The sequence below is a fragment of the Stenotrophomonas maltophilia genome, from assembly GCF_001676385.1.
In the GTDB taxonomy this organism is placed as follows: domain Bacteria; phylum Pseudomonadota; class Gammaproteobacteria; order Xanthomonadales; family Xanthomonadaceae; genus Stenotrophomonas; species Stenotrophomonas maltophilia_J.
The window spans coordinates 330,586-342,837 of sequence record NZ_LYVJ01000001.1; the positions used below are offsets into that span (position 1 = coordinate 330,586).

Consider the following 12,252-nt stretch of genomic DNA (forward strand, 5'->3'; position numbering starts at 1 on the left):
GTTCGCACTGATGCTCTGCGTGGTGGCATGGCTGTTGCCTGCATGGGGAATGGCCCACGCGGCGCTGCCCCGGGAGCAGGCGGCCCTGGCCGCTGCCAGTGATGGAAATGGTCAGGACGAGTGTGATTGCGCCTACGAGCGCATCGGTCCCAAGGTTGATATCGGATTGGTTGCAATGATCACATTCGGCCTGATCGGCGTGCTGTTCGCGATGTCACGTGAATGGGGGACGTCTTCCCTGCGCTGGACCTGCCGCAGTTCGGCACTGCTGACATGCATCGCCGGAATAGCGCTGCTGTGGTGGGCCGGCAGCATCATCTATCTCGGCTACAACCCGCGACGCGCCGATGCCAGCGGGCTCGGCACGCACTGGCTGGACATCCTGCTGGGCACCTCGCCGAAATGGATCGTGGCGCTGGTCCTGATGGGAGTTGCCTGGCCGTTGTGGCGCAGGGGAGAGGCCGGGCCCCGCTGAGCAACAAGCGGGGTGGATGAGCAGTCCTCAATCGAAGCGCCAGCGCACGCCCGCGTAGATGCCCCGGCCTTCGCCCGGCGTCGAGCGGGCAATGTCTTTCCCCGCATCGTCGTAGCCCGGCGTAACGGTGGCGGCGTAATGGCGGTTGCCGAGGTTGCGCACCTCGGCCCAGGCCTGCCAGCGGCCATCGGGTGCGTCGAAGCCGATGCGGCTGCCGAAGATCACGTGGCTGTCAGCCCAGTAGCTGTTGGCATAGTCCACGGCAATGCGTGAGGCGTATTCGGTATTGAGCGTGGCGTACAGGCCGGATGCATGATCGAAGCGCAGCTCGGCCTGGTAGGCGTGGCGCGGCAGGCCGGGCAGGCGGTTGCTGCCGAAACGCGCGTCGTGGCGGTAGCGGAAATCGCCGAAGGTGTAGGCTTGGCGTAGCGACAGGCGGCCCGGGGCAGCCTGCCACAGCGTGCTGTCCAACCCGGCTTCGACGCCGCGGTGAACCGTGGGGCTGGCGTTGTTCTCGGCGATGAACAGGTTCGGCACCGGTTGCAGTTCGACGCTCAGCAGTTCGTGGTTCACGTGTGCGTAGTAGCCGGTCAGTTCCCAGCGACCCAGCGCCGCGTCGCCGCGCGCGCCCAGTTCCAGCGTGGTGGCAGTCTGGTTCTGCATGGGTACCGGCGCTCGCTGTCGGCCGGTGGACGGTCCATTGCCCGGCCCGAAATACTGGTTCGAGCCCCAGATCATCGACCACGGATGCGGCGCCTCAACCGAGCGGCTGAGGTTACCGAACCACTGCGTCTGCGCGCTGTGCTGCCAGGTGAAACCCAGTCGCGGCGCGTAGTCCCAGTCGTGGTCGCGCAGCCGGCCGCCGCTGCTCGGCCAGGTCACCTGCACATCGCGGCGGGTATTGATCAGTGCCAGCCCGGTCTGCATGCGCAGGCGGTCATTGAAGGTGAGGGTATTGCCGACGTGCAGCGTGCCGTCGGTGCCGTGGTGGCGGAAGTCACGCGTGCGCGTACCGGCGGCATAGCCGTTGCTGGCAAAGCGCAGCGATTCGCGCACATCGGCGTCCAGATCGTGGGTGACGCGCAGGCCGACCGTGGTTTCGCTGTCCAGGCCGAACAGCCGGTGGCGGCGGCGATAGTCCAGCGTGGCGTTGAGGTTGGCGTAGTCCAGCTGCTGGCGGTACAGGCTCTCGTTCAGGTCCATCGGGTACTTGTGATAGACCAGCCCGGCCTGCAACGAGGAATCGTCATCGATGTGCAGCGTGGTGACATTGCCCAGCCAGGTGCTGCCCGGCTGCGGGCGGCGCGCATCGATGGCCAGGTTGGCTGGATTGGCCGCACGCGGATCGTTGCGGATCTGATCGCGGGTCAGGCGACCGGGCGTTTCATGATTGGTCTCGCGATAGCGCACGAAGAAACGCGTCTGCAGGTCGGGCGTGATTTGCCAGCCGATGTTGGCCATCGCGCCCTTGCCGTCGCCGCGCGCATGGCGCTGATAGCCGTCGAATTCGGTATCGGTGTAGGCCAGGAAGTAGTCGACATCACCACTGACGCCGCCCCAGCTGATGCCGCGCTTCTGGTAGCCGCGGCTGCCGGCTTCGTAGTGCAGCTGCACGCCGGCCGAATCACGGCCGCTGCGGCTGGCGTAGTCGATGGCCCCACCCAGCGCGAGCGCGCCGCGCTCGAAGCCGTTGGCGCCGCGCAGGACTTCCACGCGCGACAACCACAGCGGTTCCAGCAGCTCGTAGGGCGTGCCGCCCGGGCCGGTCAGCGGCAGGCCGTCGATCGACACCGCAATGCCTGAGGCATGCGCGCCCGGGCCCCGGTTGATGCCCGAGCCACGGATCGAGATCTTGGTGCCTTCGTTGCCCGGCGACTGCGCGCTGATGCCCGGCTGGTAGGCCAGCACATCCGCACTGGTGGACAGTCGGCTGTCGGCCTTGGCCACGTCGATGACGTTGCTGGCGCCGGGTACGCGCTTCAGCGTCTCGCGCGCCTGCGCGCTGGCATCGGCTGCGGTGACCTGCACGGCGTCGAGGGTGGTGGCCTGCGGTGCGGCAGTGGCAGTGGAAGCGAGGCCGAGGGAAACCGCCACGGACAGCAGCGACGGGGCAGAGCGGTACGGCGGGAGCGACATGTGGAAACGCTGTAAACCAATAAATTGGCGCGCAAGTTAACAGGTTGGCGACGCCGCGTCACCCATCCAGGGCGTATGGGGCGGTCCGCAGCGTCCCTGTAGAGCCGAGCCGATGCTCGGCTGCGTTCGGATCAGGCGTCGTGCATCCCGAAGCACAGAGCCGAGCTTGGCTCGGCTACCGGTGCCCTACGGTGGTGCCGGCCGCTGGCCGGCAACCCCCTATCAGCCAAGAATCCCCGGCAGATCCAGCCCCTTCTCCTTCGCGCAGTCGATCGCGATTTCATAGCCCGCGTCTGCATGGCGCATCACGCCGGTGGCCGGGTCGTTCCACAGCACGCGACCGATGCGCTTCGCCGCCGCCTCTGTGCCGTCACAGACGATCACCATGCCGGCGTGTTGCGAAAAGCCCATGCCGACGCCACCGCCATGGTGCAGCGACACCCAGGTTGCGCCGCTGGCAGTGTTGAGCAGGGCGTTCAGCAGCGGCCAGTCGGAAACCGCATCGGAACCATCGGCCATCGCTTCGGTTTCGCGGTTCGGCGAAGCGACGCTGCCACTGTCCAGGTGGTCACGGCCGATCACCACCGGCGCCTTCAGTTCGCCGTTGGCGACCATCTCGTTGAACGCCAGGCCGAGTCGATCACGATCACCCAGGCCCACCCAGCAGATGCGTGCCGGCAGGCCCTGGAACTTGATCTTCTCGGCGGCCATGTCCAGCCAGCGGTGCAGGTGCGGATTGTCCGGAATCAGTTCCTTCACCTTGGCGTCAGTCCTGGCGATGTCTTCCGGGTCGCCGCTCAGTGCCGCCCAGCGGAACGGGCCGATGCCACGGCAGAACAGCGGACGGATGTACGCCGGCACGAAGCCCGGGAAGTCGAAGGCATTGGCCACGCCTTCCTCCAGTGCCATCTGCCGCAGGTTGTTGCCGTAGTCCACGGTCGGTACGCCCAGCGCGTGGAAGCCGAGCATGGCGCGGATGTGGTTGGCCATCGAGGCACGCGCGGCCTTCTCCACTTCCTTGGGGGCAGAAACCCGCTTCTCGTCCCACTGTTCGACCGTCCAGCCCTGCGGCAGGTAGCCGTTCACCGGGTCGTGCGCCGAGGTCTGGTCGGTCAGCAGGTCGGGCTTCACGCCGCGCTTGAGCAGTTCGGCCAGCACATCGGCCACGTTGCCGAGCAGGCCCACCGACTTCGGGGTACCGGCCTTGCAGGATTCGTCGATCAGGCGCAGTGCTTCGTCGAGGTTGTCGGTCCAGGTATCCAGGTAACCGGTGCGCAGGCGCATGTCGATGCTGCTCTTGCGGCATTCGACGGCGAGGCAGGAGGCGCCGGCCATCACTGCGGCCAGCGGCTGTGCGCCACCCATGCCGCCGAGGCCGCCGGTGAACAGCCACTTGCCGGTCAGGTCGCCACCGAAATGCTGGCGGCCCATTTCCACGAAGGTCTCGTAGGTACCCTGCACGATGCCCTGAGCGCCGATGTAGATCCAGCTGCCGGCGGTCATCTGGCCGTACATGGCCAGGCCCTTCCTGTCCAGCTCGTTGAAGTGGTCCCAGTTGGCCCAGCGCGGCACCAGGTTGGAGTTGGCGATCAGCACGCGCGGTGCATCGGCATGGGTGCGGAACACGCCCACCGGCTTGCCCGACTGCACCAGCAGGGTCTGGTCATCGTCCAGGCGCTTGAGCGTTTCGACGATGGCATCGAAGCTCTCCCAGTCGCGCGCGGCGCGGCCGATGCCGCCGTACACCACCAGTTCCTGGGGGCGCTCGGCCACGTCCGGGTGCAGGTTGTTCATCAGCATGCGCAGCGGCGCTTCGGTCAGCCAGCTCTTGGCGTTGAGCGTGGTGCCGGTCGGCGCGGCGAGGGTGCGGGACGGGTCGTTGCGGGTCATGCGGCGCTCCGGTTCGTAGCAAATTCAAGGCAGGCGTTGAGTACCTGCGCCAGGGTGTGGCGCAGCGGTGCGGCGTGGCCGGGGTCGAGCGGGGTGGGCCAGCTGTGCTCGTCCACCTGGTCGGGCAGGGGTTCGTGCATGTAGCCGCGGCAGGCCAGCTCCATCTGCAGGCTGTGTACGCCGCCAGCAATGTTGCTGTAGTGGCGGGTGATCCAGCCGCCCTTGAAGCGGCCGTTGCGCACTTGGCTCATGCCACTGAGCGCGAGCAGGTTCTCCACCACATCGCTCAGCGCGTTGTCGCAGGAGGTGTCCGGCGCACCGGATGGACCGGCGGTGCCAAGGTTGAACTGCGGCAGTTCACCCTCGAACAGGTGCGGGATATGCGAGCGGATCGAGTGTGCGTCGTACACCACCACGGTGCCATGGCGCGCACGCAGACGCGCGATCTGCGCAGCCAAGGCATCGTGGTAGGGCAGGAAATACGTGTCGCGGCGACGCGCGATCTCCGCGTCGTCCGGTTCGCGCCCGGCGTGGTACAGCGGCTGGTTGTCGAACGTGGTCAGCGGGCACAGGCCGGTGGTGTTCTGGCCCGGGTACAGCGACACGCCACTGGGATCACGGTTGAGATCGATCACCGAACGCGAGATCGCCGAGCGCACCGTGGTCGCGCCCATGCCGCGCACGAAGTCGTACAGCTCGTGCACCCACCAGTCGGCGTCGCGACGGGCCAGCCATGGCGAGTGGTAGTCGCCGATCAGGTCGTGCGGCAGCTCGCTGCCGGTATGCGGGAAGCTGACGATGAGCGGGGCATCACCCTCGTGCACCGTCAGCCATTCGGGAAGGATCGTCATGCCTGCGGTTCCACAGTCGGCAACAGATCGGACAAACCCTGTGCCAGCGCGCCGCTGCGCACCAGGTTCGTGGCGGTCACCATGTCCGGATGGAAATAGCGGTCTTCTTCCAGCGTCGGCACCTGCGCACGCAGCGTGGCGCGCACGCTTTCCAAGGCGGCGCTGGAGCGCAGCGGGGCGTGGAAGTCGCAGCCCTGCGCGGCGGCCAGCAGCTCGATGCCGATCACATTGGCGGCGTTCTCGGCCATCTGCATCAGCCGGCGTGCGCCGTGCGCGGCCATCGACACGTGGTCTTCCTGGTTGGCCGAGGTCGGGATCGAATCAACGCTGGCCGGGTAGGCGCGCTGCTTGTTTTCCGAGACCAGCGCAGCCGCGGTCACCTGCGGAATCATGAAGCCGGAATTCAGGCCCGGGCGCGGGGTCAGGAACGCCGGCAGGCCGGACAGCGCCGGGTCGACCAGCATCGCCAGGCGGCGCTCGCTGATCGAGCCGATCTCGCACACCGCCATCGCCAGCATGTCGGCGGCGAAGGCCACCGGCTCGGCGTGGAAATTGCCGCCGGACAGTGCTTCGCCGGTATCGGTGAATACCAGCGGATTGTCGGACACGCCATTGGCCTCGATTTCCAGCGTGGTAGCGGCCTGGCGCAGGATGTCCAGCGCCGCGCCCATCACCTGCGGCTGGCAGCGCAGGCAGTACGGGTCCTGCACGCGCACATCGTTGTCGCGGTGCGATTCACGGATGTCCGAGCCCTGCATCAGCGCGCGCAACGTGGCGGCGGTGGCGATCTGCCCGCGCTGGCCGCGGATGGCATGGATGCGGGGGTCGAACGGCGTATCGGAGCCCTTGGCCGCTTCCACCGACAGTGCGCCGGTGACCAGCGCGGCCTGGAACACGGTCTCGATCTCGAACAGGCCCGCCAGCGCATAGGCAGTGGAGAACTGGGTGCCGTTGAGCAGGGCCAGGCCTTCCTTCGCGCCCAGTTCGATCGGCTGCAGGCCGGCACGTGCGAGTGCCTCTGCGGCCGGCAGGCGCTCATCGCCGATGAAGGCTTCGCCCACGCCCAGCATCACGCTGGCCAGGTGCGAGAGCGGTGCCAGGTCACCCGAGGCACCTACCGAGCCCTGCGCGGGCACTACCGGCAGCACGCCCTTGGCCAGCATCGCTTCGAGCAAAAGCAGCGTTTCCTCGCGGATGCCTGAAGCCCCCTGGGCGAGACTGACCAGCTTGAGTGCCATCATCAGGCGCACCACGCTGGCCGGCATCGGCTCGCCCACGCCGGCGGCGTGCGAAAGGACGATGTTCTGTTGCAGGGTGGCCAGGTCCTCACGCTCGATGCGCACGCTGGCCAGCTTGCCGAAGCCGGTATTGATGCCATACACCGGCGCGCCCTTGGCGACGATTGCCGCGACGGCTGCGGCACTGGCGCGCACCACCGGCAACGCGGCCGGATCCAGTGCCAGCGGCGTACCGCGATAGACCTGCCGCCACTGGGCGAGAGTGACATGGCCGGGGCGAAGAACCAGGGTGTTGCTCATGTGTTGCTCCAGGAGGCAGGCAGGTCGGGCTGCCCGCGCACCACGCGCGCGTGCAGCGGGTTGAATCCAATGCGGTAGACCAGGTCGGCGGGTGCGTCGATGTCCCAGATCGCCAGGTCGCAATCCATGCCCGCGGCCAGGCGGCCGATGCGCCCGCCATGGCCCAGTGCGCGCGCCGCTTCACGGGTGAAGCCGGCGATGCACTCGTCCACGGTCAGGCGGAACAGGGTGGCGCCCATGTTCATCGCCAGCAACGGGCTGGTCAGCGGCGAAGTGCCGGGGTTGCTGTCTGTGGCCAGCGCCAGCGGCACGCCGGCCGCACGCAGCGCGGCGATCGGCGGCAGGGTGGTATCGCGGGTGAAATAGAAGGCACCGGGCAGCAGTACCGCGACGGTGCCGGCGGCGGCCATCGCGGTGATGCCTGCATCATCCAGGTGTTCGATGTGGTCGGCCGACAGTGCGCCGAAGCCGGCGGCCAGTTCGGCGCCGTGCTGGTTGCTCAGCTGCTCGGCGTGGATCTTCACTGCCAGCCCATTGGCATGCGCTGCTTCGAAGACCTGCCGCGCCTGCGCCGGCGAGAAAGCGATGTTCTCGCAGAATACGTCCACCGCTTCGGCCAGGCCTTCGGCGGCGATGGCCGGAATCATCACCTTGCACACCTCATCGGTGTATTCCTGCGCTTCGCGGCCTGGCGGAATCGCGTGCGCGCCAAGGAAAGTGGTCACCACGTTGACCCGGCATTCCTCGCCCAATGCACGTGCCACCTGCAACTGCTTGCGCTCGTCCTGCAGGGTCAGGCCGTAGCCGGACTTGATCTCGATCGTGGTCACGCCTTCGGCACGCATCGCCAGCAGGCGCGGCCTGCTTTCGCTGGCCAGCTGTTCCGGGGTGGCAGCACGGGTGGCACGCACGGTGGAGACGATGCCGCCGCCGGCGCGGGCGATTTCGGCATAGCTGACGCCCTGCAGGCGCTGTTCGAATTCGTTGGCGCGGTTGCCGGCGTAGACCAGGTGGGTGTGGCAGTCGATCAGGCCGGGCGAGATCCAGCGACCTTCACCGTCGATGCGGGTGGTCGGCCGCAGGTGTGCGTCGCTGCCGGCAATGCCGACATGCACGATGCGGCCGTCGGCGCAGGCCAGCACGCCATCGCGGATGACGCCCAGCCCTTCGCCTTCGAGGGTGATCAGGTGGACGTTGGACCAGAGGGTATCGACGTGCATGGCATCCACAACGCGGCTGTGCTTATATGTCTATACAATATAGGCGTCCATTTCGGGTTGTCCAGCCATGTCCGATTCGCGTTCCCCGCACTGTTTCCATGCCGCCCACGCCCTGCTGGCCGACGGGTGGGCCCGTGATGTCCGCCTGCAGGTGCAGGACGGCCGCATCTCGGCGATCAGCACGGGGCAGGGCACCCAGTACGGCGATACCCGGGTAGGCATCCTGGTGCCGGGCCTGCCCAACCTGCACAGCCACGCCTTCCAGCGCGGCATGGCCGGCCTGACCGAGATCGGCGGCGGCGACGGTGACAGCTTCTGGAGCTGGCGCGAGCTGATGTATCGCTTCCTGGCCCATCTGCGCCCGGACGCGGTGCAGGCCATCGCCGCCCAGGCCTACATGGAAATGCTGGAAAGCGGCTTCACCCGCGTCGGCGAATTCCATTACCTGCATCACGACGCGGACGGCCATGCGTATGCCAACCGTGCCGAAATGAGTGCGCGCATCGCGGCCGCGGCCGACCAGACCGGCATCGGCCTGACCCTGCTGCCGGTGTTCTATGCACATGCCGATTTTGGGGGCGCGCCGCCGAATCCTGCGCAGCGCCGCCTGATCCACGACGTGGACGGCTTCGCGCAGCTGCTGGACGCAGCGAAGCCGGCGTTGGCCGCGCTGCCCGACGCGGTGCTCGGCATCGCACCACACAGCCTGCGTGCGGTCACCGGCGAGGAATTGAGTGCATTGCTGCCACTTGCCGACGGCCCGGTGCACATCCATATCGCCGAGCAGGTGCGCGAAGTCGAGGCCTGCCTGGCCTGGAGCGGCCAGCGCCCGGTGCAGTGGTTGTACAGCCATGCGCCGGTGGACGCGCGCTGGTGCCTGGTACATGCCACCCACATCACCGATGACGAGCGCGCGGCCATCGTGGCCAGCCAGGCCGTGGCCGGCCTGTGCCCGATCACCGAAGCCAACCTGGGCGACGGCCTGTTCCCGATGCAGGCGTTCGCACGCGAGGGTGGACGCTTCGGTGTCGGCTCCGATTCAAATGTGCTGATCGATGCGGCCGAAGAGCTGCGCCTGCTCGAATACGGACAGCGCCTGGCCCTGCGCGGGCGCAATGTACTGGCGCCGGACGCCACCCGCAGCACCGGCCGCTTCCTGTTTGAAGGTGCCCTGCAGGGTGGCGCACAGGCCCTGGGCGTGGCCGCCGGCCTGCAGGTCGGCGCCAGTGCCGATCTGGTCGAGCTGGATGCCGCGCACCCTGCGCTGCAGGCGCGGCAGGACGACGCATGGCTTGACAGCTGGGTGTTCGCCGCACGTAATGGCGCGCTGCGATCGGTCTGGCGACATGGCCGCCAATGCGTGGCCGAAGGCCGCCACCTGCAGCGCGAGGCGATCACCACCGCCTTCGCCGCCGCCCTGAAAGGCGTGCTGGGCTGATCGCCTCCCGCCACCGAGACCGATCACGTGAAGGCCAGCAAGTCCGCCACGCTCAACCAGCGCATCCGCAGCGATCTGGAAAGCCGCATCCTCAGCGGAGAGTGGGCGCCGGGCTTCCGCATACCGTACGAACACGAGCTGATGGAGCAGTATGGCTGCTCGCGGATGACGGTGAACAAGGTGCTGACGGCGCTGGCCGAGAGCGGCATGATCGAGCGCCGCCGTCGCGCCGGTTCGTTCGTGGCGCGGCAGCCGCCGCACCTGGAGCAGGTGGCGCTGGAGATCCCCGACATCGCGCTGGAGGTCGCCTCGCGCGGTCACCAGTACGCCTATCGCCTGCTGAAGCGGGAGCTGCGCCTGGCTGACGGCGGCAATGCCGGCGAAGTGGCGTTGGCAGGCCAGCAGCAGCTGCTGGCCATGCGCTGCCTGCATCTGGCCGACGGCCGCCCGCTGGCGCTGGAGCATCGCCTGATCAGTCCTGCTGGCGTGCCGGAGGTGCTGGAGGTCGATTTCAGCACCACCGCGCCGGGCAGCTGGCTGCTGCAGAACGTGTCGTGGACCCGCGCCCAGCACCGCATCAGCGCCTGGGGCGCGGACACTGCGACCGCCAGCCTGCTGGACGTGAAGCCCGGCACCGCCTGCCTGGTGATCGAGCGACTGACCTGGCGCGGCGAACAGCCCATCACCCGCGTGCGCCAGGTGTTCCTTGGCGACGCCTGGGACCTGGTCGCGCGGTTCGCGCCCGGGGCGCGGTAGGGGCTCCATCCACGCATGGCGTGGATCTACCAAGGGGTTCGCGCGATTGGCCTGAGCAGGGCCATGTAGAGCCGAGCCCATGCTCGGCTGCCGTTCGCGCGATGCGCGATGAGCCGAGCGTGGCTCGACTCTACAGCGGCATCCACGCATGGCGTGGCTCTACCAGAAGGGGCCACGCCATGCGTGGATGCTGCCTCATCAATACGTGGCGCACTGCCGCCAGCGCACCGGCTCATCCATGCCGGGGCGGGCGTTGAGCTGGATGCGTACGTTGCGCAGGGCGGGGTAGCGCAGCACTTCCTCGCAGACCAGCGGCCACACGGCCTCCAGTTCACCGGTGCGGTTGATCGCCAGCGTCTGCCGGGTCAGCCAGACGCCGCTGGCGATGCCAGGCTTGCCGGCCAGTGCCCGGGCCAGGTCGGACTGGAAGCGCTCCAGTGCGGCCGTATCCGGATCGGGGTTGCTGCGCGGATCGAGTGCGGGCGTTCCGCGCGCGGGCGCCGGGGCCGGTGGCGTGGCGGCAGGGGCTGGTCCGGGCGTCGGTCGTGCAGCCGGCGCCTGTGCAACGGGCGCGGCTGTCGCCGGTACCGGTGCGTCGGACAGCGCCTCCTCCACATGCAGGCCCTGCAGGCCCAGCCCCACCAGCAGGCCCAGCGTCGCCGATCCCAGGGCGGCGATGGCGATGCGGCGCAGCGCCTCATGACGGGCACCCGTGCGCACGCGGGTTTCGATGTCGCCCGGCAGGTAGGGCTGCAGCAGCGGCCACAGGCGCGGTCCGTCGAGGACTTCCACGGCCTGCTTTTCAGCGGCAGTGCGGCCATCGCGTTCGATCCGGCCTTCGGTCAGCAGCACGCCCCCGCGGGCGCCGGCCAGGCGGGCAGCCGCGCCCAGTTCGTTCACCGCTGCAGTGCCGATGCGGTAGGCCAGGCCGTGCTTGCACGAAACCAGCCACGTATTGGGGCCATCACTGAGCAGGAAGTCACTGCTCGGCTCGCGGGATTCTTCCGCGGGGTCGTTCAACTCCCGCAGGCCGCGCTGTTCGCGCAACATCCGCTTGATCAGCACCGAGAATTCGCGCCAGTGCATGCCGGCCAGGGCCTGCAGGCCCAGTTGCATCTCCTTCTGCCGCCGCTTGATCCACCACAGATAGAGAACGGCCAGGGAACAGGTAAGCAGGGCCGACAACAGGGCCAGGATCCAGGGAAGCATGCAGGAGTAGGGCGGAAGGGGCGAAAGCGGAAGACGACAGTGTAAAGGTCGCAGTGCCCGACCGGGTCAGGATGTTCCTGACAGGAAGCGTGATGCAGCGCGCAGATCGACGCACGCCGGGCACGAAAAACCCGCCAATCCTGAAGCCGTGAGGGGAGGGAACAAACGGCAGCCGAAGCGATTGGCGGGTTGCTCGCGATTGTCAATCAAAATTTATTGCATTGCAACATCGATCGCTCAGGGCAGGCTGTCCGGCGACTGGTGGCTGCCCGGGGCCGGCGCGTCGGTGCCCGAGGCTGCACGATGCTCCAGCCTGGCCAGGCGCGCCTGCAGCGCGTCAATGCGGGCTTCCAGCGCAGTCACTTCGTCGGCGGTGGGCACATGCAGGCGCTTGAGCACCCCCTGCACCTGGTCGTCGAAGGCTCTCTCGACCTTGTTCCAGGTGCCGGAGGCCTTTTCGCGGGCTTCATCCAGCGACGATTCCACATTGTCGCGCCAGCCGGGGCCCTGTTCGGCGCTGCGTTCGCGGCGGCGGGCTTCCCAGGCTTCGCCTTCCTTCACCAGGCCGTCGAAGAAGCGGCTGCCTTCGGCCTGGGCCCGGCCGAGCGCGCCCAGGCCAGCCAGCCAGACCTGCTGTGCCGAATCACTCAGCTTGCGCGAAAAGCGCTCGGCCTGGTCACCGAAAGAGGGCTCGTCGTCGCGGCGGTCGTCATTGTCGTAGCGGTTCATCGCACTTCCC

10 protein-coding genes are annotated in these 12,252 nt (G+C 68.0%); 3 read left to right on the top strand and 7 right to left on the bottom strand.

Annotated elements, in window-relative coordinates; translation table 11 throughout:
• Positions 1-49 precede the first annotated feature (49 nt).
• Entirely contained in the window at positions 50-475 is a 426-nt protein-coding gene (locus tag A9K58_RS01645) for a hypothetical protein (protein WP_155760411.1), read from the top strand.
• A 27-nt stretch (positions 476-502) separates the two neighbouring features.
• On the opposite strand, the gene A9K58_RS01650 is transcribed toward A9K58_RS01645, so the two are convergent.
• The 5 genes from A9K58_RS01650 to hutI form a co-directional block, all read right to left on the bottom strand.
• A complete protein-coding gene (locus A9K58_RS01650) occupies positions 503-2,611 on the bottom strand; it encodes a TonB-dependent receptor family protein (RefSeq protein ID WP_065197667.1) in 2,109 nt (702 codons plus the stop codon).
• A gap of 222 nt (positions 2,612-2,833) precedes the next feature.
• Positions 2,834-4,501 carry a urocanate hydratase gene (gene hutU, locus A9K58_RS01655; RefSeq protein WP_065197668.1) on the bottom strand — a complete coding sequence of 556 codons (1,668 nt, stop codon included), beginning with the start codon at positions 4,499-4,501 and terminating at the stop codon, positions 2,834-2,836.
• Positions 4,498-5,352, bottom strand: coding sequence for an N-formylglutamate deformylase (gene hutG, locus A9K58_RS01660; protein ID WP_065197669.1), 855 nt, complete (start codon positions 5,350-5,352; stop codon positions 4,498-4,500). Before hutG ends, hutU begins: the two co-directional genes overlap by 4 nt.
• A complete protein-coding gene (hutH, locus tag A9K58_RS01665; RefSeq protein ID WP_065197670.1) occupies positions 5,349-6,890 on the bottom strand; it encodes a histidine ammonia-lyase in 1,542 nt (513 codons plus the stop codon). Before hutH ends, hutG begins: the two co-directional genes overlap by 4 nt.
• Positions 6,887-8,110 carry an imidazolonepropionase gene (gene hutI, locus A9K58_RS01670; protein ID WP_065197671.1) on the bottom strand — a complete coding sequence of 408 codons (1,224 nt, stop codon included), beginning with the start codon at positions 8,108-8,110 and terminating at the stop codon, positions 6,887-6,889. The genes hutH and hutI overlap by 4 nt, the downstream gene beginning before the upstream one ends.
• A 67-nt stretch (positions 8,111-8,177) precedes the next feature.
• On the opposite strand from hutI, the gene A9K58_RS01675 reads away from it, so the two are divergent.
• Both A9K58_RS01675 and hutC read left to right on the top strand, forming a co-directional pair.
• Entirely contained in the window at positions 8,178-9,548 is a 1,371-nt protein-coding gene (locus A9K58_RS01675) for a formimidoylglutamate deiminase (RefSeq protein WP_065197672.1), read from the top strand.
• A gap of 27 nt (positions 9,549-9,575) precedes the next feature.
• Positions 9,576-10,304, top strand: coding sequence for a histidine utilization repressor (gene hutC, locus A9K58_RS01680; RefSeq protein WP_065197673.1), 729 nt, complete (start codon positions 9,576-9,578; stop codon positions 10,302-10,304).
• A gap of 198 nt (positions 10,305-10,502) precedes the next feature.
• Here hutC and A9K58_RS01685 read toward each other — a convergent pair whose 3' ends face one another.
• Both A9K58_RS01685 and A9K58_RS01690 read right to left on the bottom strand, forming a co-directional pair.
• Entirely contained in the window at positions 10,503-11,513 is a 1,011-nt protein-coding gene (locus A9K58_RS01685; RefSeq protein ID WP_065197674.1) for a restriction endonuclease, read from the bottom strand.
• A 237-nt stretch (positions 11,514-11,750) separates the two neighbouring features.
• Positions 11,751-12,242 carry a phasin family protein gene (locus A9K58_RS01690; RefSeq protein ID WP_065197675.1) on the bottom strand — a complete coding sequence of 164 codons (492 nt, stop codon included), beginning with the start codon at positions 12,240-12,242 and terminating at the stop codon, positions 11,751-11,753.
• Positions 12,243-12,252 lie beyond the last annotated feature (10 nt).

What these genes read in the sequence shown, in the direction of transcription:
- A9K58_RS01645 (WP_155760411.1), top strand. Translation starts at nt 50, where the DNA reads ATGGCCCACGCGGCGCTGCCCCGGGAGCAGGCGGCCCTGGCCGCTGCC.
- A9K58_RS01650 (WP_065197667.1), bottom strand. Translation starts at nt 2,611, where the DNA reads ATGTCGCTCCCGCCGTACCGCTCTGCCCCGTCGCTGCTGTCCGTGGCG.
- hutU (WP_065197668.1), bottom strand. Translation starts at nt 4,501, where the DNA reads ATGACCCGCAACGACCCGTCCCGCACCCTCGCCGCGCCGACCGGCACC.
- hutG (WP_065197669.1), bottom strand. Translation starts at nt 5,352, where the DNA reads ATGACGATCCTTCCCGAATGGCTGACGGTGCACGAGGGTGATGCCCCG.
- hutH (WP_065197670.1), bottom strand. Translation starts at nt 6,890, where the DNA reads ATGAGCAACACCCTGGTTCTTCGCCCCGGCCATGTCACTCTCGCCCAG.
- hutI (WP_065197671.1), bottom strand. Translation starts at nt 8,110, where the DNA reads ATGCACGTCGATACCCTCTGGTCCAACGTCCACCTGATCACCCTCGAA.
- A9K58_RS01675 (WP_065197672.1), top strand. Translation starts at nt 8,178, where the DNA reads ATGTCCGATTCGCGTTCCCCGCACTGTTTCCATGCCGCCCACGCCCTG.
- A9K58_RS01685 (WP_065197674.1), bottom strand. Translation starts at nt 11,513, where the DNA reads ATGCTTCCCTGGATCCTGGCCCTGTTGTCGGCCCTGCTTACCTGTTCC.
- A9K58_RS01690 (WP_065197675.1), bottom strand. Translation starts at nt 12,242, where the DNA reads ATGAACCGCTACGACAATGACGACCGCCGCGACGACGAGCCCTCTTTC.